The organism is Paenibacillus sp. JJ-223 (genome assembly GCF_927798175.1).
GTDB lineage: Bacteria > Bacillota > Bacilli > Paenibacillales > Paenibacillaceae > Paenibacillus > Paenibacillus hubeiensis.
The window spans coordinates 1-20174 of record NZ_CAKMMP010000017.1 but is presented as its reverse complement, the minus strand read 5'-3'; the positions used below and the strand labels follow the sequence as shown (position 1 = coordinate 20174).

At 49.9% G+C, this 20174-nt stretch carries 19 protein-coding genes; 8 read left to right on the top strand and 11 right to left on the bottom strand.

All coding sequences use genetic code 11. The features are described 5' to 3' along the window. The first annotated feature begins 17 nt into the window (after window positions 1-17). The 3 genes from L6H98_RS25195 (at window position 18) to L6H98_RS25185 (ending at window position 4716) form a co-directional block, all read left to right on the top strand. Window positions 18-1463 carry a HAMP domain-containing sensor histidine kinase gene (locus tag L6H98_RS25195; RefSeq protein ID WP_236420439.1) on the top strand — a complete coding sequence of 482 codons (1446 nt, stop codon included), beginning with the start codon at window positions 18-20 and terminating at the stop codon, window positions 1461-1463. Between the two features lie 95 nt (window positions 1464-1558). Next, complete coding sequence (locus tag L6H98_RS25190) at window positions 1559-2314, top strand: ABC transporter ATP-binding protein (protein WP_236420581.1); 756 nt, start codon at window positions 1559-1561, stop codon at window positions 2312-2314. A gap of 2 nt (window positions 2315-2316) precedes the next feature. Beyond that, window positions 2317-4716 (top strand): FtsX-like permease family protein, encoded by a 2400-nt coding sequence (locus L6H98_RS25185; protein WP_236420438.1) that lies wholly within the window; start codon window positions 2317-2319, stop codon window positions 4714-4716. Between the two features lie 80 nt (window positions 4717-4796). Here the strand turns inward: L6H98_RS25185 and L6H98_RS25180 are convergent, their stop codons facing one another. The 5 genes from L6H98_RS25180 to L6H98_RS25160 form a co-directional block, all read right to left on the bottom strand. Continuing rightward, window positions 4797-5999, bottom strand: coding sequence for a Ger(x)C family spore germination protein (locus L6H98_RS25180; protein ID WP_236420437.1), 1203 nt, complete (start codon window positions 5997-5999; stop codon window positions 4797-4799). Further along, window positions 5996-7096 (bottom strand): GerAB/ArcD/ProY family transporter, encoded by a 1101-nt coding sequence (locus tag L6H98_RS25175; protein WP_236420436.1) that lies wholly within the window; start codon window positions 7094-7096, stop codon window positions 5996-5998. Before L6H98_RS25175 ends, L6H98_RS25180 begins: the two co-directional genes overlap by 4 nt. 19 nt (window positions 7097-7115) lie before the next feature. Beyond that, a complete protein-coding gene (locus L6H98_RS25170; protein ID WP_236420435.1) occupies window positions 7116-8840 on the bottom strand; it encodes a spore germination protein in 1725 nt (574 codons plus the stop codon). A gap of 272 nt (window positions 8841-9112) precedes the next feature. Beyond that, complete coding sequence (locus L6H98_RS25165) at window positions 9113-10027, bottom strand: methyl-accepting chemotaxis protein (RefSeq protein ID WP_356724301.1); 915 nt, start codon at window positions 10025-10027, stop codon at window positions 9113-9115. A 167-nt stretch (window positions 10028-10194) separates the two neighbouring features. Continuing rightward, a complete protein-coding gene (locus L6H98_RS25160; RefSeq protein WP_236420434.1) occupies window positions 10195-11028 on the bottom strand; it encodes a MurR/RpiR family transcriptional regulator in 834 nt (277 codons plus the stop codon). Between the two features lie 210 nt (window positions 11029-11238). Here L6H98_RS25160 and L6H98_RS25155 point away from each other — a divergent pair, with 210 nt between their 5' ends. From L6H98_RS25155 to L6H98_RS25140, 4 genes are all read left to right on the top strand, one after another. Next, window positions 11239-12126, top strand: a complete 888-nt coding sequence (locus L6H98_RS25155; protein ID WP_236420433.1) for a cell division protein FtsQ — start codon at window positions 11239-11241, stop codon at window positions 12124-12126. Beyond that, window positions 12119-14185, top strand: a complete 2067-nt coding sequence (locus L6H98_RS25150; protein WP_236420432.1) for an ABC transporter ATP-binding protein — start codon at window positions 12119-12121, stop codon at window positions 14183-14185. The genes L6H98_RS25155 and L6H98_RS25150 overlap by 8 nt, the downstream gene beginning before the upstream one ends. Further along, a complete protein-coding gene (locus L6H98_RS25145; RefSeq protein WP_236420431.1) occupies window positions 14160-14987 on the top strand; it encodes an energy-coupling factor transporter transmembrane component T in 828 nt (275 codons plus the stop codon). The genes L6H98_RS25150 and L6H98_RS25145 overlap by 26 nt, the downstream gene beginning before the upstream one ends. A 288-nt stretch (window positions 14988-15275) precedes the next feature. After that, window positions 15276-16055: a PHP domain-containing protein gene (locus L6H98_RS25140; protein ID WP_236420430.1), complete on the top strand. Its 780-nt coding sequence runs from the start codon at window positions 15276-15278 to the stop codon at window positions 16053-16055. A gap of 130 nt (window positions 16056-16185) precedes the next feature. Here the strand turns inward: L6H98_RS25140 and L6H98_RS25135 are convergent, their stop codons facing one another. After that, window positions 16186-16755, bottom strand: a complete 570-nt coding sequence (locus L6H98_RS25135; RefSeq protein WP_236420429.1) for a ferritin-like domain-containing protein — start codon at window positions 16753-16755, stop codon at window positions 16186-16188. Between the two features lie 154 nt (window positions 16756-16909). Here L6H98_RS25135 and L6H98_RS25130 point away from each other — a divergent pair, with 154 nt between their 5' ends. Then, entirely contained in the window at window positions 16910-17437 is a 528-nt protein-coding gene (locus L6H98_RS25130) for a DinB family protein (RefSeq protein WP_236420428.1), read from the top strand. A gap of 180 nt (window positions 17438-17617) precedes the next feature. Here the strand turns inward: L6H98_RS25130 and L6H98_RS25125 are convergent, their stop codons facing one another. The 5 genes from L6H98_RS25125 to L6H98_RS25105 form a co-directional block, all read right to left on the bottom strand. Further along, a complete protein-coding gene (locus L6H98_RS25125; RefSeq protein ID WP_236420427.1) occupies window positions 17618-17773 on the bottom strand; it encodes a hypothetical protein in 156 nt (51 codons plus the stop codon). Then, window positions 17770-18084: a ferrochelatase gene (locus L6H98_RS25120; protein WP_356724382.1), complete on the bottom strand. Its 315-nt coding sequence runs from the start codon at window positions 18082-18084 to the stop codon at window positions 17770-17772. Before L6H98_RS25120 ends, L6H98_RS25125 begins: the two co-directional genes overlap by 4 nt. A 314-nt stretch (window positions 18085-18398) precedes the next feature. Further along, window positions 18399-18932, bottom strand: a complete 534-nt coding sequence (locus L6H98_RS25115; RefSeq protein WP_236420425.1) for a hypothetical protein — start codon at window positions 18930-18932, stop codon at window positions 18399-18401. Next, the gene (locus L6H98_RS25110; protein WP_236420424.1) at window positions 18920-19669 is read right to left on the bottom strand and encodes a hypothetical protein; all 750 of its coding nucleotides are present in this window, start codon (window positions 19667-19669) and stop codon (window positions 18920-18922) included. Before L6H98_RS25110 ends, L6H98_RS25115 begins: the two co-directional genes overlap by 13 nt. Further along, window positions 19653-20174, bottom strand: a 522-nt coding sequence (locus L6H98_RS25105; RefSeq protein WP_236420423.1) for a hypothetical protein, incomplete at its 5' end; no start/stop codon positions are given. The genes L6H98_RS25110 and L6H98_RS25105, both read right to left, overlap by 17 nt.

The window sequence follows — 20174 nt, the reverse complement described above, 5'->3', positions numbered from 1 at the left end:
GATTGGAGTCAAAGCACATGTCTCTGAACGCCTGGTCCAAACGATGGCTCATCGGCGCATTGCTTACTTTATTGCTGCTCGCCGCATGCAGCCTGCCGTTGGCGCTAAAAACGAATTCGCTCAACGAAACGGGCGGGACGGAACCGTACGTCAAGCAGCTTCGATTGCTTGCCAATCCACTGCTGCTTGAAATGGAAAACCGACAGCACCAGCTTAAAAATCCGGCCTTCCGGGAGAAGCTTCGTTCCTTGGCCCGCGAAATCGGGATAACGTTGACCTATGCTGCACTGGATGGCGAAATCCTGCTGGATTCGAATCCCTCTGCGGAAGGCAAACATCTCAATCTGCGAACGCTGCTGTACGGAGAAAGTGATGATTTTCCCCTCCTGCCAACGAACGAAGGAAATTCGTTTACCGTTGCGTTTCCCGTAATGGACCATTCCTCCGGGATCCGTCAGGTCGGCCATGCCTTAATTTCCGTCCCTGTATCGTTGCTTTCTTCCGCCCATTCCGCACCGATTCCTTATATGTTCATGCTCAGCGGCGTATTCATCCTCTTGCTGGCCATGATGCTGATCATCATGAGAATAAAGGTAAAGAAACGCCTGATTTCCCCCATCAGGGAACTGCGACAGCACGCAGAGTCGATCCTGAAAGGGAACTATGCCGAGCAAGTCCGGTATTCTCGCCCGGATGAAATCGGTGATTTATATGCCATGTTTGACCTGATGCGCACGGAAATTGAACACCTGCACCACCGTCGCAACCGGCAAGAACAAGCGCAAAAAGAACTGATCACGAATATATCCCACGACCTTCGCACGCCCATTACAACCTTGAAAACATATATCGAGGCCATTATGGACGGCATAAGCCCTGATCACGACACGCTTATGGAATACATGCAAGTCATGCGTACAAATGCGGATAAAACGGCAAGTCTCGTCGAAGATTTGCTTCTGCATGCCCTTCAGGAGCTCGGCCACATTTCGGTGGAAAAACGCGAGACTTACAGCCGTCCGGTCTTTGAAGCCATGCTCGCCCCCATCGGGCATATGGTGCATTTGAAAGGCCTTCACTACGAGGGGCCTGCCCGCATTCCCAACGTGCTGATCCGCATGGACCCGACAAGGATGGAGCAGGTCATCTCCAATCTCGTTGCAAACGCGCTTAAACACACGGAAGCCGGAGACACTCTGCGGATCAGTACAGAGCTCGAATCGGGGCGTTTCATTATAGCGATCGAAGATACCGGCAAAGGCATTCGTCCCCAAGACATGCCGTTTGTGTTTGAACGTTACTTCAAGGGGCAAGCATCGCCGGCAGCCGTTCACGTTCATGAAGGTACGGGACTGGGATTGTCTATATGCAAAAACATTATCGAGGCGCATGACGGGCACATCTCTTTCTCCAGCCAAGAGGGCAAAGGCACCCGCTTTCGGATCGACCTGCCCATCGTGTAATACTTTATTCATATTTCGATAAGTCTTTCTCAATATCCCCTGCCTACAATGAAGGCATAACTTACGAACCGGGAGTGATCGGCTTGTCCAAAGAAATGAAAGTTCCCCTCATCCGGGCACGCAATCTCTGCAGAACCTACAGCACCGGGACGGAACAATTCCATGCGATCCGAAACATCGATCTCGATATTTATGAAGGGGATTTTACCGTCATTATGGGCAACTCCGGCTCCGGCAAATCCACGCTGCTGTATCTGCTCAGCGGCCTTGACCGCGTGACGGCGGGAGAAGTCCATTTCCGCGAGGAACAGATCGACAGGTATTCCGAGCGCAAAATGTCCGAGTTTCGTGCCCGCAGGATCGGCTACATTTATCAAAGCAGCAATCTCGTCCCGGACCTGCCTATTCGGGAAAACATTTCGCTGCCCGGTTATATCGCGGGCCGAAAAAAAAGCGAAGTCCGCGCCAAGGCCGATCAACTTATGGATCGCATGGATATCGCCGGCCAGCGCAACCGTCTCCCTTCCGAAACGTCGGGTGGGCAGCAGCAAAGAGCAGCCATCGCCCGGGCGCTGATCAATTCGCCGGACGTCGTTTTTGCCGACGAACCGACGGGCAGCCTGAATTTCGAGCATGGTCAGGCCGTACTGGACATTCTGACGGAAATAAACCAGGCAGGGCAATCCGTCGTGATGGTTACGCATGACATGAAGGCGGCATGCAGGGCGGACCGGCTCATTTTCATCCAGGACGGCAAGGTCGGCGGCATCCTCGAATTCGACAAATATGACGGAACGCGCCTTCCGGAGCGCGAATCCATCATTTTTGCTTTTGTATCGGGGAGGGAATAGACATGCTGGCCGTGCTGAAACTGAGTTTCTCCCGTCTGCGCAAAAGCAAGCTTCAAAATGTTTTCATTGCCCTGCTCATCCTGCTCTCAACCCTGCTTGTATCCACAGCTTTCATCGTATTGGCCAACACGGGCAACCAGTTCGAAGAAATGCATGCCCGCACCAACGGCTCGCATCAGGTGCTGACCTTTGAAAAAGGCTTGAACGATCCCCAGGCCGACCACGACTGGTGGACCTCCCAAAAAGGCGTCGACGTCTCTCCACTGCTCAGATATCGGACGTTGTCGGGAATCACCTTCCATGGTGAGCAATTCCCCAACATATACCTATATATGATCGATACGCCGGAGCAGCCTTGGGCCGTTGATAAACCCATTTTTGCGGATGGTACGCCTTCTGATGTCCCTGCGCGGGGCACGATCTGGATTCCAACCTCCATGTCGAACGCATACGACATATCCTTAGGCGATACTGTCAGCTTTAACGCAGACGCAGCAACCATCGATTTGGTCGTCAGCGGTATTCGGATTGACGTGCCTTATGGCGCCCCGTTCACCAATACTGCCCGGATCTGGATGAACGAAGCGGATTACCGCAACGTATTCTCCGGAAGCGGCAAAGATTATTCTATGATAGGCCTCCATTTCGATGACTACGAGACGAGTCCAAGGTACTGGGATCGCTATGCCGACGAAAACGGAATCCCCTTTCTCGAAACGAAGATGGAATTCGAGAGCATCGCTTCCTTTTATCTGATCATCCATCAAATCGTCGGTTTTATCATGATTTTTCTAGGCATTGTCATGTTGATTATTGCACTGATGACCATCGGGTTCACGATTTCGGATTCGATTCTGGCGAACTATAGAACGATCGGAATTTTGAAGTCCCTCGGCTTCACATCCCTTTCGACCATCGGCACTTATGCGATTCAATACGCCCTGCTCGCTTTCGCTGCCATCCTTCCCGGAACTGCGCTGAGCCTCATCATGTCCAGGTTCATCATCGGCATTTCCACGTCATCCCTTCGTGCAGGCAATGAAGATTTGGCGATTCGGGGAACAGGCTTGGTACTGATGTTGGCCGTGCTGCTTTTCCTGCTTGTCATCCTGTTCGTCATCGTATATGCCTCAAAAGCAGGCCGCATCCAGCCTGTACAGGCCATCCGGTACGGCATGTCGGAAACGGACCATGCCCGCGCAGCGCGAAGAATGAATTTATCGCTGACGCGCTGGATGAGTTTTGCCACGATACCTGTTGGCGCTGCGGTCGGCATGCGAAGCATCATGAAATACGGAAAAAGTTCACTTCTATTGCTGCTGCTTACCACCATGGCCTCCTCCGTGCTGGTCTTCGGGTATGCGTTAATGACAAGCATCACGGAGATTCATCAAACTGCCGCCAAGTGGGGTTATGATCAGGCGGATATTGCGGCAGTCATCGTGGACAAAGGCGCCTTTCCGCGCGCCGAAATGGAACGGGCCTTGGAAGAGGAAGCACAGATCGAGAACGTGGCGTGGCAAGGGAATGTCACTGGAATTACGGTACCCGAACCGAATCATGCCAATCAGCACGATTCGGTTAGCCTGGCGCTCAGCGTGCTGGACGGAAACTATCGGGAGCTTGGATTCGAAACGCTGCACGGCAATGACCCTGTGCGGAAAAATGAGATTTCGATCGGCGTAGGGGTTAGCCGCATGTTAAACAAAGATGTAGGGGACCTCATCGAGCTGTATATCGAAGGCCAAAAACGTACGTTCATCATCACCGGCACGTATCAGGCCATTGCCAACATGTCCATATCCGGGCGCATCACGGCCGAGGCCATGCGAACCGTCGATCCGGATTACAGCGATGCCGACGTCGCGTTCATTCAAGTCCGAGACAAAACGGATGCCGCTGCGGTCGCCAAACGGTTGAACGAGCCATTCCAGGGATCGGTTTCGGTCGTCACCCAGAAAGTACTGCTTGATTCCGTCTATACCGAGGCCGCCAACGTGCTGATCTATCCGATGTGCCTGATCGGAATGCTGTTCCTTGCCGTTACGTTCATCATCATTTTCAGCACTTGCCGAATCAACATTCGCAAAGAATCGCGGACGTATGGCATCTACAAATCCTTGGGCATGACGTCGCGTCAGCTCCGCCTGTCGATTGCCGCCGCAACTGCGGGCGTTGCGTTGGTCGGTTCCCTTTTCGGAATAGCGGTAGGCGTATATTTGCTGCCGTTTCTGCTTGAAACGGTCCTCTCAGGATACGGCATTGTCGATCTGCCCCTTATTTTGAACGGATCCGGCATCCTGATGTTTTCCGGCTTGAGCATACCGGCTGCCGCGCTTGGATCGTGGGCATCTTCACGAGTGATCAGGGAAGCCTCTCCACGGGATCTGGTCGTTGAATGAACAGTTATACGCAAATGAAAGCAGGCTGTCCTTCTTATCTGGAAGATCAGCCTGCTTTCATGCCTTCATGCGTTCATTCGTTATTGCGTCGACGATCCCGGGTTGGTGATGTTTACTTTCACGTCATACGTAATGGGCACTGTGCTGAAAACTTCGTCCCAATCCTTTTTTACCTTTTTCCAAACCTTTGGATAATGAATGCGCAGGCTCTCCCCGAAATCGCCTACATCCACTTTATGGGTATGCTGCATCTTGTACAGGACCTGTTTGATCTGCTGTTCGGCCAATTCGGCAAAGTCCTTTTCCAGCTCCTTCAGGTAAGCGCCCTTTTCTTCCTTCTCGGGCGCGGTCCAGTCTTCCATCATCCATCCTTCCGATTTCACGTCCACATGAAACGAAATTTCGTTGCCGCGGACATGCGGAATGACCTTCGTTTTTTTCTTTTTCATCTCGTAAACGATGGTAAAGCCGTTCTTTCTATAGCTTTTCAACACTCCCCCGCCGGATCTGTCCGTGATCCATGCTAACCCTTCCAGGTCGGTTTGGCTAAGCTCTCCGATGAATTTGGTCGTTTTGCCATCGATAATGCTCGCCCCCGAAAACTTGTCCTCTCCATCGTAGGAAAGCACGTTCTGCAGCAGAAAGCTGGAACCGGCCTGCATTTTGGCATCCACCATGGCGAGCGTCACCGGTTCCATAATTTTCGTCGTCATATAGGCATTGCGGGTTGTGTTGGTCAGGTAGAATGCAGGGATGCGGGTAGGATCTTGGGAAGTCAACACTTCCCTGGCGCTGCGATGGCTGATGATGACCAGCGTGTTAGGCCGAATGTCATTATCCCGCAGCACGAAATCAAGCAGTTGGTCCATCCTGTATTTTTTCAAAACGTCTTTGGATATGACGATCACCTTCAAATGATGCCCGATTAACGGACGATCCCGCCGAAGGGCAAATTGGCGAAAGATTTGCAGCAGCGAATCCCCGCTGAGCTGTTCGTTGGAATACGATGTTTTTCCGGACGAAGGAGAGCCCGATCCTCCGCCCTGTTGTTGTTTGGAAAATCCCGGCGCAATTTGGACCGTCGCTGTCACGTTATTTTCCTTCGAGTAGTTGCCCCCTTGGGAAGCGATGTTTTTTTCGAATGCCGTCTCCTCGCCGACGTCGAGGCCGAGGCCCACGTAAACGCTCAATTCCTCGATCTCCCTGCTGCTCCAGCAACCCGATATAATTAGCAGTGCAGCAAGTGCAGCCATAATGCGCAACAAGGAACGCACTTGATTCATGCCTGTTTTCCTCCTTTCTTGCGAATCATGCTGAGAAGCAAAAGAAGCAGCGGCAGAACGGCAAACAGGGCTATCGAGATCGTTCCCAGCATGTCGCCTAAAGCAAAGGTTTCATCCAAATTTTTCGGCATCAGCGCAGCGATATAAATGACGGGAAGCAGCAGGTACATGATGAAATGGGTCTTCTTGGACCGAAACAACTCGCGAATGCCGATCGAAGCACAATAATGCGTAATGGTACACGTGGAGAACATTTGCATAATCCAGAGAACCAAAAGCAGGGATTCAAAACGTTCGAAAACGAGTCCCTTGATTTCGAAGCTTCGGACCAAATCCAGAGTCGGCCACGTTCGGGTCTGGATGCCATCCAGCGAAAGACTGCCTACAACCATAACCACCGTAATCAAATAAATGATGGTGGAAATGCTGACTCCCCAAGCAACCGCCCTATTGCTCGTTTTTGGATTTTTCATGTACGCGGTCAGAATAAACATCGCTTCATACCCTGTAAATGACAGGAGCGAGGGCTGTAATCCCTTGAAGACCGGCATGATTCCTTCGCCAAGCACAGGACGCAGATTGCTGATTTCAAACAACTGCATCCCCAGCAAAATTTGCACGACGAAAATCACCAACGTCAAGGGCAAAATGATCTCGAGCACCCGAATGATGACCTGGAGTCCTCCCGTAATCAGATAAATACCGATCCACATAAATACCATGACCATGGCCCAGGTAGGGGTCCTTTCCAACAAATACATGCCCGTCACATCCGCCATGATGCGAATTTCGAACGCGGAGATCACGATAAAGTAAACAATCATCGCGAATCCCAAGATGAAGGCAATCCATGTGCCGGTTATTTCTCCCATGAATTCGAAGACCGTCTTTCCCGGAAATCTCTTGCACAAGGTGACCAGAATGAGACCGACGCCCGTGATGACCAAGCCGGACAACAGGATCGAAATCCATACGTCGGGTGTCCCGACTGCTTTGCTCGTCGTGCGGGGCAGTGTCAATATGCCCGCACCAAGCATGTAGTTTACGATGACCACGACAGCCTGAGCCGTACTAATCTTTTGCTGGGAGCCTTCCATTCTGTCTCACCTCCATGCCTCATTGTTTATTTGTGCGATCTTCGTCCTCCGGATTGGCCAATTTCGGCCGCAATCTCATCATTCGGATAGGAGCGCGAATGATGAAGTCTTTCCAGTCCCGCAGACTGTAAGGAACGGCCGGAGCCACGTAAGGCGCACCGAAGCTCGACAAACGGGCCAAATGCGTGCAAATCAACAGGAAAAACATGACCACGCCGAACAGCCCAAGCACCGCCGCGCTGAACATGGCTGCAAAACGCAATATCCGCAAGGTCAATCCCGCGCTGTATACCGGGATGGTAAACGAAGAAATGGCCGTCACGGCAACGACAATAACCAGGAACTGACTGATGATCCCTGCCTGCACGGCAGCCTGTCCGATAATCAAACCGCCAACGATGCCCATCGCAGGCCCGATCGGTTTGGGCAGCCGGATTCCGGCTTCGCGAAGGATCTCGATCGAAAGCTCCATGATGAGCACCTCGATAATCGACGGAAACGGCACCCCCGTCCTGGTTTCGATAATCGTTAGAACAAGCTTGGTCGGAATCAGTCCGGGGTGGAACGAGATAAACGAAATGTACAAGGCGGGGGCAAGCAGTGCCAACATCGCCGCCAGAAATCTCAGCATTCTCAAGAAAGTCCCCGGAATCCAGCGTTCGTAATAATCCTCGGGGGACTGAAGCAGCATGCTGAAGGTCACCGGAACGACGAGTACAAAAGGCGTGCCGTCCAGCAATATGGCCACCCTTCCTTCCAGAAGCGCACCCATAACCCGGTCAGGCCTTTCGGTGTTGAGCACTTGCTGAAAAGGACTAAACGTGTTGTCCTCGATCAGCTGCTCCACATATCCGGACTCCAGCATAATATCCATTTCCATCGCATTGACCCGTTCTCTGACTTCCTCGACCAATTTGGGGTCCGCAATATCCTGCATGTACGCAATCGCCAGATCTTTTTTGACCCGGGTGCCTACCTGATACTTCTCAATAAATAAGCTTTGATCGCTTCCATATCGACGCAATATGCCCGTGTTGTCGCTCAACTCCTCGGTGAATCCGATTCGCGGTCCACGGAGAAGCGCCTCTGATAAGGGTTCATCGATGCTGCGGGTCTTTCCCTGCGGTCCCCCGATAATGAAAGCTTTAGGCACGCCGTCCACAATCAAGCCCGTTTTGCCCCCGAGGACGCCCAGAGCGAACTTCTGCAGCGATTGCGTCTCTTCGTATACACTCACCATAAGCAAGCGATTCAGCAGAAACGATTCGAGGAGGCTGGATCCCTCGGCTTGGGAAAAGCGCTCGAGCTCTTCCTCAGGGATACCATCCGTCATAAGCGGTGCCATCAGGGACTGGTCGAAGAGACTGGGATCGATCAATCCTTCGGTAAATACGGCCGCAATTCGGATGTCGGTCCCCTTGATCGTCAGCTCCCGAATGTAAACGTCCGCATTCCGGGCCACCGTTTCCCTGATGCTAACGATGTCCGTGGAATATTTCCCGCTTATTTTGATGTTGGCATATCTCCCCGTTTCCGGATGCTGGTCTTGCTCCGATGCGCTCCCTGGAGAAGCTCCCCCCGCCCGCTCCAGATTTGAAGGTTTTGCCTTTTTGAAGCTGCCTCTCTTAATGGCATCATTCAACCAACGGGAAACGTACAGTATGACGACGGGAACGATGACCAATACGATGGCTTGAAACCATACGGAACCTTCCGGTATATAACTGAGCAGCTTAGACCACATCTTCCTCCCCCCAATACCATGGCTTCTCATAGCTACTGGCTTCCTTGCCTCTGAAAGAAAATCCCGCAGTTGTTACAAAAGGCATGATTTAAATGCAAGGCATCGCCATAAGCTTTTGAGTTTTCCAAAGTATTGTGTCCCCGTCGGCTCACAATAATTCCCGTTTTTGCAAGCTTTTCGCACGTTGCCTTGCATCGGCAACGGCAAAAGGGCAGATTCCGTATTCGGGAATCTGCCTGTATTTTTAAATCAGCAATCGACCATCGCCTGGTTCATACCATCTCGGATACGTGCCCTGCCTTGATGTCGAGCAGCTGCGCGGATTCCGCCGTGTTCGTAAAGTCCCGAAGCGTAACCTCGATCTGTTTTTCGCTTTGTTCTACATACTGTCTTACCTGCTCGGTGCCTTTGGAAATGTTGTGAATTTCCTGGGTGATCCCTTGCACGCTGTCGCGGATTTCGTTGATGGAGTTTTCAACCATGGCGGACAGCTTTTTCACTTCCTTCGCCACGATATCGAAGCCTCTTCCATACTCCCCGGCATGCGCCGCCTCAATGGCAGCATTCAGCGCCAATAGTTGCGTTTGCGAAGCAATGTCCCGGACCGTTTTGACTACGCCCTGAATGTCAGCCGCCTGCTGCTGCAGATGGGCAAGCGTCGATTGGTTGTTAGCAGCCACCTGGGAGATCAGTGCTATGCTGGAGAGCAGTTCTTTGCTTCGCGCCGTTCCCTCTTCCGCCTGCTCGTTCAATCCGTGGGATAACGTTTTCAATTCATTAACAACGGTGGCAATGCTGTTCTGTCGCTTCGTAATATCCGTGGCTATTTTGGAAACCCCTAGAATGCGTTCGTTCTTTTTATCATAAATCGGCATGTAGGTCGCTTCCAGCCAGACAGAACTCCCCTGTGCATGTTTGCGTTCAATCTTGTCCTGGAAGCTGTTCCCGTTTAAAATGCTCTTCCAGAACGCTTCGTACTCGGGTCGGTTTACAAATTCGTCAAAACATAGCTGCCTATGGCTCATGCCAATCATCTCTTCCTTGGTATAACCCATAGTGGATGCAAATACATCATTGACATACACTACCTGACGATTCAAATCAAAACGAATGATGGCCAAACTTCTCTCGATGGCCTTAACAACCAAATCATCAGTGACCGCATCTTCCTTCAGCGCCTCTAACACAGTAATGGATCCCTCCGCCTAAATACTGTAATGCAGCGATCATACAACATTCGGATCATTTATTCTATGACCTTATGTGACAATATTTGCAACTAAACGACAAAAAAGCCGCGCAACGCACGCGGCTTATGTCGATGCAAACATAGACATCTTAAATAGAGGCCCCGTTATCCTCTAGGCAACTTGTCCGCATAACGGCTGCGCAGTTCGCCAAGCCGCTCCAACTGGGCTAACGCCTGTTCTTTCTGTTTCAACCCGACAGCGAGCACCATCTGTTCCATCAATAATAGCGGCGTGACCATGGAATGGAACTCCCCAAGCTCTCCCCGGCTGACATAGAACGAAATCGATGCCCCCATCCCGTATAACAAATCTTCCCTGTCTGTCACCAAAACGGCCTGGCTGCCCTTATTGCTGGCGTAATCGAGAATCACCTCGGCTTCCGGAAGCAAGCGGGTAAAGCAGAGCAGCAGCACCACATCCTCCTTCTGCATATGCATCAGCGTTTCCAGCAATTCATGTCCGCCTCCTGCCAATCGAACAACGGTCATCCCGAATCTGGACAAACGGAAGGACAGCAGCTCAGCCAATCCTGCCGAAGGTCCTGGGGCATAGACATATACCCTTCTCGCTTCCGAGAAAAGAACGGCGGCCTGCTCCAGATCTCCGTTCTTCATGTGAGAGAGCGTTTCCTGCAAATGCGCGACGGATGCCTCCAACAATTGAACGGGCAGGCTGTCGGTGTCCATGCGAGATATCGTTTTATTCAGTTTGAGGGCGGGAGTGGTATCCTCCGAAGTCCGTAGACGGATCTTGAACGCTTTGGCATTGTCGTAGCCGACGGCACGCCAAAAACGGGATACCGTGGCGATGCTGGTTCCAAGCCTGTCCGCGATTTCCTGCTCGGTCATGAATAACATGTCCTCCGGGTGGCGCTCAATGAAATCGGCGATTTTTTGATGTCCTGGCGATAGCTGATCTTTATGGGCAAACAAGTTCATATCCCTTGCACTCCTTTGAGGTCTCTGCAACCAGTATACCAGCAGCGCGAAACGAAAGCGGTTTGTTTCTGTAATATTTTTTTCATTAATTATGTAATGTTGTAATAAAAATTACGTTTGATTTACAAATCTCCTCTCCCCCGTTAATATTCCGGCTCTAGACTGTGGCTATGATCCACTGATCGATAAACTTTTCGGGAGGTATGACCAATGAAGAAGATGACTGAGCGTTATACGCTGACGTCTTCGCAGAAAATGATGGTGTTTGTGCTGTCCATGTCGCTGTACGGTTTGTCCAACATGTTCACCGAGTTGATTCCGAAATTGCAGCTGGGCCCCATCGAATTATCCGTAGAATATTTTGCGTTCATTCCGCTTACGCTGTGCATTTTGTTCCATCCGATGATTGCGGCCGTTGGCGCAGCCATGGGTGAGGTCATCTTTGGAGAATTAATGCTGGGGCAATTCGGGGGACTGGGCGAGCTGGAGAAGTTTATCACGTTCTCGTTTGCCATGTACGTCGCAGGCCGCATGGTGAGTGATCCCCGTAACCGCAGACAGGTTGGCGTCGCAGCGATGACGGGTGTCATCATACACCAGTTTCTCAGCTCGTTGGTCGATATCGGAAAGGTATGGATCGGCGTGGAACAGCTTGAAGCCGTTCCCGGGCTCGCCGAGAGCATCGTTGTTATTGAAGGCGTCGGGTTTCTGAATGACGTGTTGTTTTCGGGCATCCTGTTTGCCCTGCTGCCAACGCTCTACCTCGTTCCGATGCTGTATGGCAAAATCGAACCGCTGCTGGGCATCAAACCCCGCAATCCCGGCATGAAGTACGAAGGACTGGGCCTGTTCCGTCCAAAGCTTCTGTTGATCGGGCTGCTGCTGTTCCTGTTTGCCTTCGGGGCCGAGTCGCTATCCGAGATGGACATCAACTTCGCGGTATGGGAGACGGATTACGCGGACGAGTATGGCTCGGCCTCTATCTGGATCAGCATTGGCGCTGCAGCCGTCATCGCGCTGATTACCCTGCTGTTCATGCGGGCCAGACGCGGGAAAAGCAAAGTCGCGCCAGGGACGGAGAATCGTCCTTATGCGTAAATTCATGTCATTCTGGAGCACAAAGAAACCCGGTGAGCGCTTGGAGGAGCTTCACTTCAAAACGGGGCCCCTTTCTGGCCAAAACATCCATACCGACATCGAAAGGACTGCCCCGCGGAACGAGCCAAGCGAGTTTCTGGATGAAGGGGAGGTGCACTCTCACGAGGATATCCTTCCCTCCAGTGCCGTGGACGTTCGGAACGTAACCTTTACCTATCCCGGCTCTGCGGAGCCTGTCCTGAACGGACTGACACTTGAACTGGCACGGGGCAGCTTCACGGCTATCATCGGAGGCAACGGATGCGGCAAGTCCACCATGTGCAAGCTGTTCAACGGCCTGATTCCCCAATTCTATACGGGGGATTTCTCAGGAGAAGTCCATGTGCTTGGCATGCCGGTCGAAGGGCGGAACGTGGCCGAACTTTCCCGCAGCATCGGTTACGTTTATCAGGATTTCGATAATCAACTCGTACGTCCGACCGTACTGGATGAAGCCTGTTTTGCGCCGCTCAATTACGGTTTGCGCAACTACCGCGAACTCGGCGAACGCGCTCTCGTGATGTGCGGGCTCGAAGGAATCCAAGACCGTTACATCTGGGAACTGAGCGGCGGGCAAAAGCATCTGCTCGCTCTCGCTGGTGCACTTTCGATGGACCCGGAAATCCTGATCGTGGATGAACCGGTTTCCCAACTGGATCCGCAGCATGCCAAACAGATCTACGAGTGCCTGAAACGGCTGAACACCGATTATGGCAAAACGCTGATCGTTATTGAACATCATACCGAGTTTATCGCGGATTTTTGCCATGATGTCGTATTGATGGATCAGGGGCGTGCCTTATGGAAGCTGCCTGTTCAGGAGGGCCTTAACCGCGTAAGCGATTTGGAGCGGCTGGGTATTCAGCCGCCGGATGTTACCCGGGCAGCTATGGCTGCCGCCAAAGTTGGCTTGACCGTAGAACCCGTTGGGACACCAGCGTGTGCCACCGTCGGCACGATATCAACTTCCTACGGGCAGAATGGAACGGCGCCGTTCCCCGTCACCGTGGAGGAGGCAGCCCTTTACTTTGCCGAGCGGTACATACTGGAAGCCCGTGCTTCACGAACAACGCCGGACGAGGCGACCGCTTCCGACTTGTCCGGGCAGGCCAACCATCCCAAGGCGGATCGTGAAGGGTGTGATGCGTCCATAGCTCCACTGGTTCGCTTTAACGACACGCGTTTGCGATACAGGGGCCTTGGCAAACAGGAGCATGAGGTGCTTCGCGGCATAAATATTTCATTGCATGAAGGAGAACGGATTGCGCTCATCGGCAACAACGGTGCAGGGAAATCCTCTCTCCTGAAATTGATTGCGGGTATTCATCTGCCCCAGGAAGGCAGCGTGACTGTGCTGGGGGAAAAGACGAATCGCTCTTCCATGGAACATCTAGCGGGAAAAGTGGCTTACATCTTCCAACAGTCGGCCGAGATGTTCATTCAGGACAGCGTCCGCAAGGAGGTCGGCTACTACTTGAAGGCTCGCGGCATGAAAGATGCCGATTCACGTATTGCCCATATGCTCGATCGGTTTCGACTGATGGATCTGCAGGATCGCGATGCGCGCCTGCTTAGCGGCGGACAGCAGCGCCGCGTTACTCTGGCCATCGGTGCAGCCATGCACCCCCGCCTGATGCTGCTGGACGAACCTACCGCCAATTTGGACATGGCTACACGCGAGGAACTGATTGGGGTGCTCGCCGAGCTGGATGAGCATGTGCGAACCACGGTCATCGCCACGCATGACATGCAGCTGGTCACCCAATGGGCCAGCCGCGTCATTGTGCTGCACAACGGACGAGTCGAAGCGGATGGGACGCCTGCCGACATTTTCTCCGATGCAGCGCTGCTTCGCCGGGCCGGTCTGGCGCTTACCCAAATTATGGAGCTGTCGCACCGCCTGAACATGCCTGGGCTTTGTCCAACGGCAGATGCTTTTGCTGCCCGGCTGCTGCCATTGAACCATGCTGAACCGCTGAAAAAGGAGGCACATCATGCAGCTTGTCCGCAACTGGCTTGATAAAATTTCAATCGAACGCATTCAACTGGAGTTAATGAATACCGTATATGGAAGCGGGCATGCGAGCCTTTCGCGGCTTGACCCGCGGGTAATGCTGATCTGGTACCTTTTCTTTGCCATCGCGCCCTGGTTCATCCATAACGGAACGGTGCTGCTTGGATTGTTCCTGTTCATGGTCACCACGACCATTCTGTCCAGGGCAGCCATCTTTATTATCATCATTCTATGTCTTGGCCTGATTGGTCAGGTCGGCTGGATGTTCGTCATTTCACTGTTCTTTGGCGGGAGTCTGGAATCGGCGCTTCCTTTATTGCTGTTGACGCTGAAATTGTCCATCGTTTCGCTCGCCAGCATTACGGTGTTCTCGGGCATGGACCCCGAACGCATCGGGGACGGGCTGCTCGCGCTGGGCATGCCGGCCGCGTTTTCCTTCAGCATGTCGTACGCCTATCGCATCCTGCCCGTATTGTTCGGAGAGTTTCGCAACATCATGTTGTCCTACAAGCTGCGCGGCCTGGCGCCATCGAAACATGGCTGGTTATATTGGAGATCGGTCGTTTATTACATGAAACTGCTGATGTTCTCCTTTTTCCCACTAATGCTGGCCACCGCCAAACGTTCGCGCACTACCGTTGAAGCATTGGAAACGCGCGGTTTCTCCTACGGGATGAACAACCCCGCGTCCAAACGGCTGAAGCTGGCCCACCTGCACATCGCCCCCCGCGATATTGCGTTCCTGACCGGGTCGGCGCTGTATGTGGCGCTGCTCTTCTGGGTTGGCGGACAGTATAACATTTTATAATTGTTTATAGAAACCGTTAATCAATCACACTAGGTCACTGCGAGTGCAGTACCATTTTTCCGATCGCTCTTATCCCCAGATTTTTCGATTCCCCTTTTTGTAGGGAAAAATCCGGTGATAAGCCAATGCTTCCGACGCAGCTTTCTTTCAGAAAGCTTTTAGCGCCCGCTTCGCTTCTACAGATCGGTTCTGCCTCTCCGTTAACGTGTGCATATTTTTGCGGCTTCTAAAAAATCAGAAAATTCATTGCATCAATCATTCACGGTATGAAAGGAAGTGCCTTGCCTCATGCGCATTGACCTGCACACTCACGGCAAATTGTCCAAAAACTCCGATTTCTCCGTCGATTATTTCACGGAAATGATTCATGAAGCCAGAACGAACGGACTTGACGCGCTCGCGCTGACCGAGCATTTCAATACCCGCCATTTCTATGATGTCTACGAAAACCTGGATCGACTCTATCCGTACAATGGGGAATATTACGATGCAGACGGGCTGCGCATCTTTCCCAGCATGGAAGTGGACATCGCGGAAACCGGACATATTCTGCTCATCGGCCAAAAGGAACATATTCTCGCCGTGCGCGGCGCATTGGAAAACTATACGGCCAAAGGGTCATTCATTCCTTTTGCCGACCTGCTCGACCTGGCCGAAGCCCGGCCCCTGCTGAAAATCGGGGCGCATCCGTTCCGCGAGTCCACCCCGCTGCATTCACTGGATCGTGCGTTGCTTGCACGCCTGGATGCCTTTGACCTGAACGCCAAGGACATGTACAAAGTCGGCATCCAGGCCACTCGCGATCAAGTCGGGCAATTCGCCGAATCGCTTGGCAAACCGGTAACGGCCGGCAGCGACACCCATCAATGCCTGCAATACGGCAGTGTATTTAATGTGCTGAATCGTCCCGCCGGCTCAAACGCCGAACTGAAGGAACTGATTTTGGCAGGGGCCTATTCGATTGAAATCTCCGACGATCTGCCGCTTCGCGTCAAAGCTTCCGTCATGCTCAAAAAGCTGATGAAACGCCTTGCCAAGCTGGAAGCAGCCCGTTTCCAGGAGGCTTAATTCTCTGAATCGCTCATGACAGTAACGGGAACAGGATACAAAGACACCGTATTTAAAGGATGTGCTCCCTTGAGCATATCCTTTTTCACTTTTGTCACGCCGGGCGAGCTAATCTTTTGTTGCTTTGGTTTTAATTTTGTAGTGCCCGCCGCGTATCCAAGGTTAAGAGGTAATTGTACTTAGTGGCATGTTTGATTTCATCCGTAATGATCTCAAACAGCATATCTCTGTAGTAACGGTCTGGAAGCCCTGCCCGAATATCCCGATAGCGTTCCACCGCGGCCAGCTCTCCAAAGAGCGCCTTGCGGACCCCGTCAATGTACGACGCCGGCTTCTCGAACGGCACGCTTTCAGGCGCGGCGATGACCCGGCCCGTAAAATGCTGATAAATCTGGCGGAACATGCGGTTATGCTTGCGTTCGTCGTCGCGAATGCTCTCGATGATTTCCTTTTCCTCATCCGAAGGAGCGACCGAGATCAGGTAATCGTAGAACATTTCGTCCTCTTTCTCACCCTCGACCGCTTTTTGGATCAACGCCAGTGCCTCTTCCAACGTTTTGTAGGACGACGCCGTTTCCTGCCGCATATCGCCATAATAGGCGTAACCATAGTAAGCTTGGGCAGGGTAACCATAAGGATAAGAGGTGTAAGACAAATGCGCAGCATAATAAGGATAAAACTCGTTGTTCAGATGACTCATAAGCTCTCCCTTCGAAAACAGGATATTTATTCCATAGCCTATTATCCGTCCCACCGAATGGTATCATGTCCCCTGCCGTTAAAACGATGAAATATTGGCCTGGGAATATATGCTACAATGAATGTAGAGTTATAATCTCAAAGGAGGCTTTGACATGATTGAAAGACCGACCACAGAGGAATATGCCGCTTTTTATGAAGGGTACATCCGACTTGTTCCTGAAGGCGACGTGATCGAGCTGCTGGAGAAACAAGCGAACACCGTACAAGCCTTGCTCTCCTCCTTGACGGAGGAACAAGGTGATTACCGTTACGCCGAAGGCAAATGGAGCGTGAAAGAGGTCATCGGCCACCTTGTGGACAACGAACGCATTATGAGCAACCGTTTGCTCCGCATTGCCAGAGGCGACGTCACGCCTCATCCGGGTTACGATCAGGACGTGCTCATGCAGAGCCATCCTTTCGACACGTACACGTTGACGGATCTAAGCGAAGAATATGCCGCTGTGCGACGCTCAACGATTCTTATGCTCCGTCACCTCACACCGGAAACCTGGCTGCGTAAAGGCATCGTCAGCGATAATACGGCCTCGGCCCGGTCCATCGCCTTCGTCTTGGTTGGCCATGAGCTGCACCACTTGTCGGTGCTTCGCGATCGGTATTCGGTCGATTTGAAATTATAGTTGGGGTTCACAACATATTGGAATAACAAAACAAATAAACACCAGCTTTTGAAAGACATTCCCTTGGGTAGATCACTCGATCTGCCGGGGACGTCGTTCATTGAGCCGGTGTTTTTTTATGGGCATGATCATCATTTCTCGTTCGCCAAAATTGCTGCGGGACGAACTGCTGTAAAGAGTTCAGACATCGTCGAACCAGCCGGTCGTCTGCCTCTTCGCGTAATTCGCCATAAAATCAAGCCATCCCGCATCGTCGTTCAGGCACAATGTCGTGCCGTACTCTCCAATTACCTCTGCCTTGGGCGAATTGTTCCCGTCCTTCGATGCCAAGTTCATGCAGCGTCTCCAAACCATCCGTTACAAAGCAAGGCGCACAAACGAACGGCCGTTTGACCCCTGCTTCGATAATGCCGCAGCTCATCCGCCGTGGATGGCCTGATCCATCGCTCCTTCCCGAAACGGGACTGGAAGCTGATCTGCCATTTCCCGGATGGCCATCCCATCAAGTCTGCCAATTGCTCCGCAGACTCGCAGGATTGCCGCTCATACGGGTCTCCCGTCCTCACATAGCGCTCCGGTACCCCATGAAAGCTCAGCACGAAATGATACGATTTGTTGACACCATATGTAACTTTACCATAAGATATTACATGAGTATTTACATTAATGGCTTATTGCTAGAAATCTTCTAGAGAGAATGAAAAAGTTAACTCAATGTAGTCAGTCTCACTCAAAAAGTTGAAACATGAAAGAGGAAACCAATTTTATACACAATTGACTAAAAATGGAGGTTGCGATTCTACAAGTCTGCCCCCTAGTCCACAGGTACTGCAAAGAACTAAATCACAGACCTTTTTTAGAGACCCTATAGCCGTTTATGCTAAGATCTCCATTTAAGCTTTAAAATTCATCGTGGATAGTTTCAGGGTTAATCATTTTCTTTTGAAATAGAAGGATTGTTTCATATTATTTTTATATCATCTAATTCTAGTTCCGGAAAATCTAATTCTATGCTTGGACTATAGTCCAATGCAGAAATACTTTTCACTGTGATAACCATGTGATGGCGACAAATCTCAAGTATTGTTCTTTCTAATTGAGCCTTCATATTTTCGACAAAATCATTATTTTCAATTAATCCAACTGGTATTTCATTTTCATATTCCAAGTCAAAATTAAATACTATAGAGACATCCAATGATTTTAGTATAAATTCTTTGTCCTCAAACTCCTCTCCATCAGAGAGCGTGTCTAAATCAATATATTCCTTCACTCTTGTATCCATTGTTACAATAATATTATTCAATTCTTTATGAATTGCTAGCTGCATTGTGTGGTGGTCTTCACTGCGAAATAACGATTCAGTTGTTCCTCCCTCTTTGTTAAGATCCGATAACCTTTCTTTTAAAAATGGTAATACATTTTCATCAAATTTATAATTCAGATCAGTTATAATATAACTTTTTAATTGAGTTTTAAACCTTATACTTTCCATACCAGCACCTCTTTTTCGCTTGGTTTATCATTAGTCAAATATTTGTTAAACATTTTTCTAATCTTACCAATAGTCCCCTCCTCCGGATACTTGTAGAAATATTCTTCATGAAATTCTATAATCTCCGTTAACATTTTATTATTATTGCCCCTTTTATCAGGAATTCTTCTCTTTTCAAAAGTTTCCCATTTGAACAGGGTCGTCGTGGTCTCTATGTTTTTTTCCTTTCTTGCTTTCACTATCTTAATGTAATCTCTTATCTCATTTAAATTTAATTTGTTTACAGTGTGTCGAGTCACATAAAAATCATCCTCTGGTAATAGATCCTCAACTATATAATCATCTTCATGAAATTCTTCTAATGTAGGAATTTGATTGCATTTATCCGCTAAGGTCATTTGTCCATTAAATACTTTACCTTTTTTTGTTCCAAAAAATAAACATTTTTCATCAAATTCTTTGTCAAATATTTCGAATAGGCTCAATTTAGATTCTGCAAATAATTCTAAAATCGAATAATCAGGAATTTGAGTAGAAATGATATTCAATTCATTTTCAAATTCATCACATGTAACTACGTAAGCCAAATAAATTTTATCATTCTTCTCATAAGAAAAAACAATTGGAAACACAACATCAAGATAGACAATAATATTCTTTGGTTTGTATTGAATACTTAAAAAAGAATTATACAGTTTGTTTCTATATAAGAAAATTTCCTCATCCTTTAGCCTCATTTACTAGCACCTCTCTTCTCCTAGAATTTTTTCTTTTAGCAGGTTTTTTTAATGTTTGTTCATCATCAATAAGTTTAAATTGATTAGCAATTTCTTGAAAATCAATATTTCCATTTGTGTTATTAGTTTTAAAAAAATGTACATGTGAACTACCAGGCTCAGGATTATCAGTTCTAAAAGTTTTGTCCCATTCAAGAATTCCTTGATTTGATTTTATAGTGCCTACCGATATTAGATATTTATACAGAGGTAATTGGGAACAAATACTTAGTCCTGAATTGAGTAAAAAGCTCTTCTTTTCTGGTTCGTTCATTCCCCTTAAATCAGAAGTCCTCAAAATGCTCTCATAAGATAACATTCCAGTATTTTCAAAAGTTTCTTTATTAAATAAAATAAACAATGATGTTGAAAATTCTCCTCTATTTTCTGGAGAAGTAACCTGAGGCCCATTTGAATAATAATAGTATGAGGGCTTGAAATTCTCAATCATTTCGGAGGTATAAAA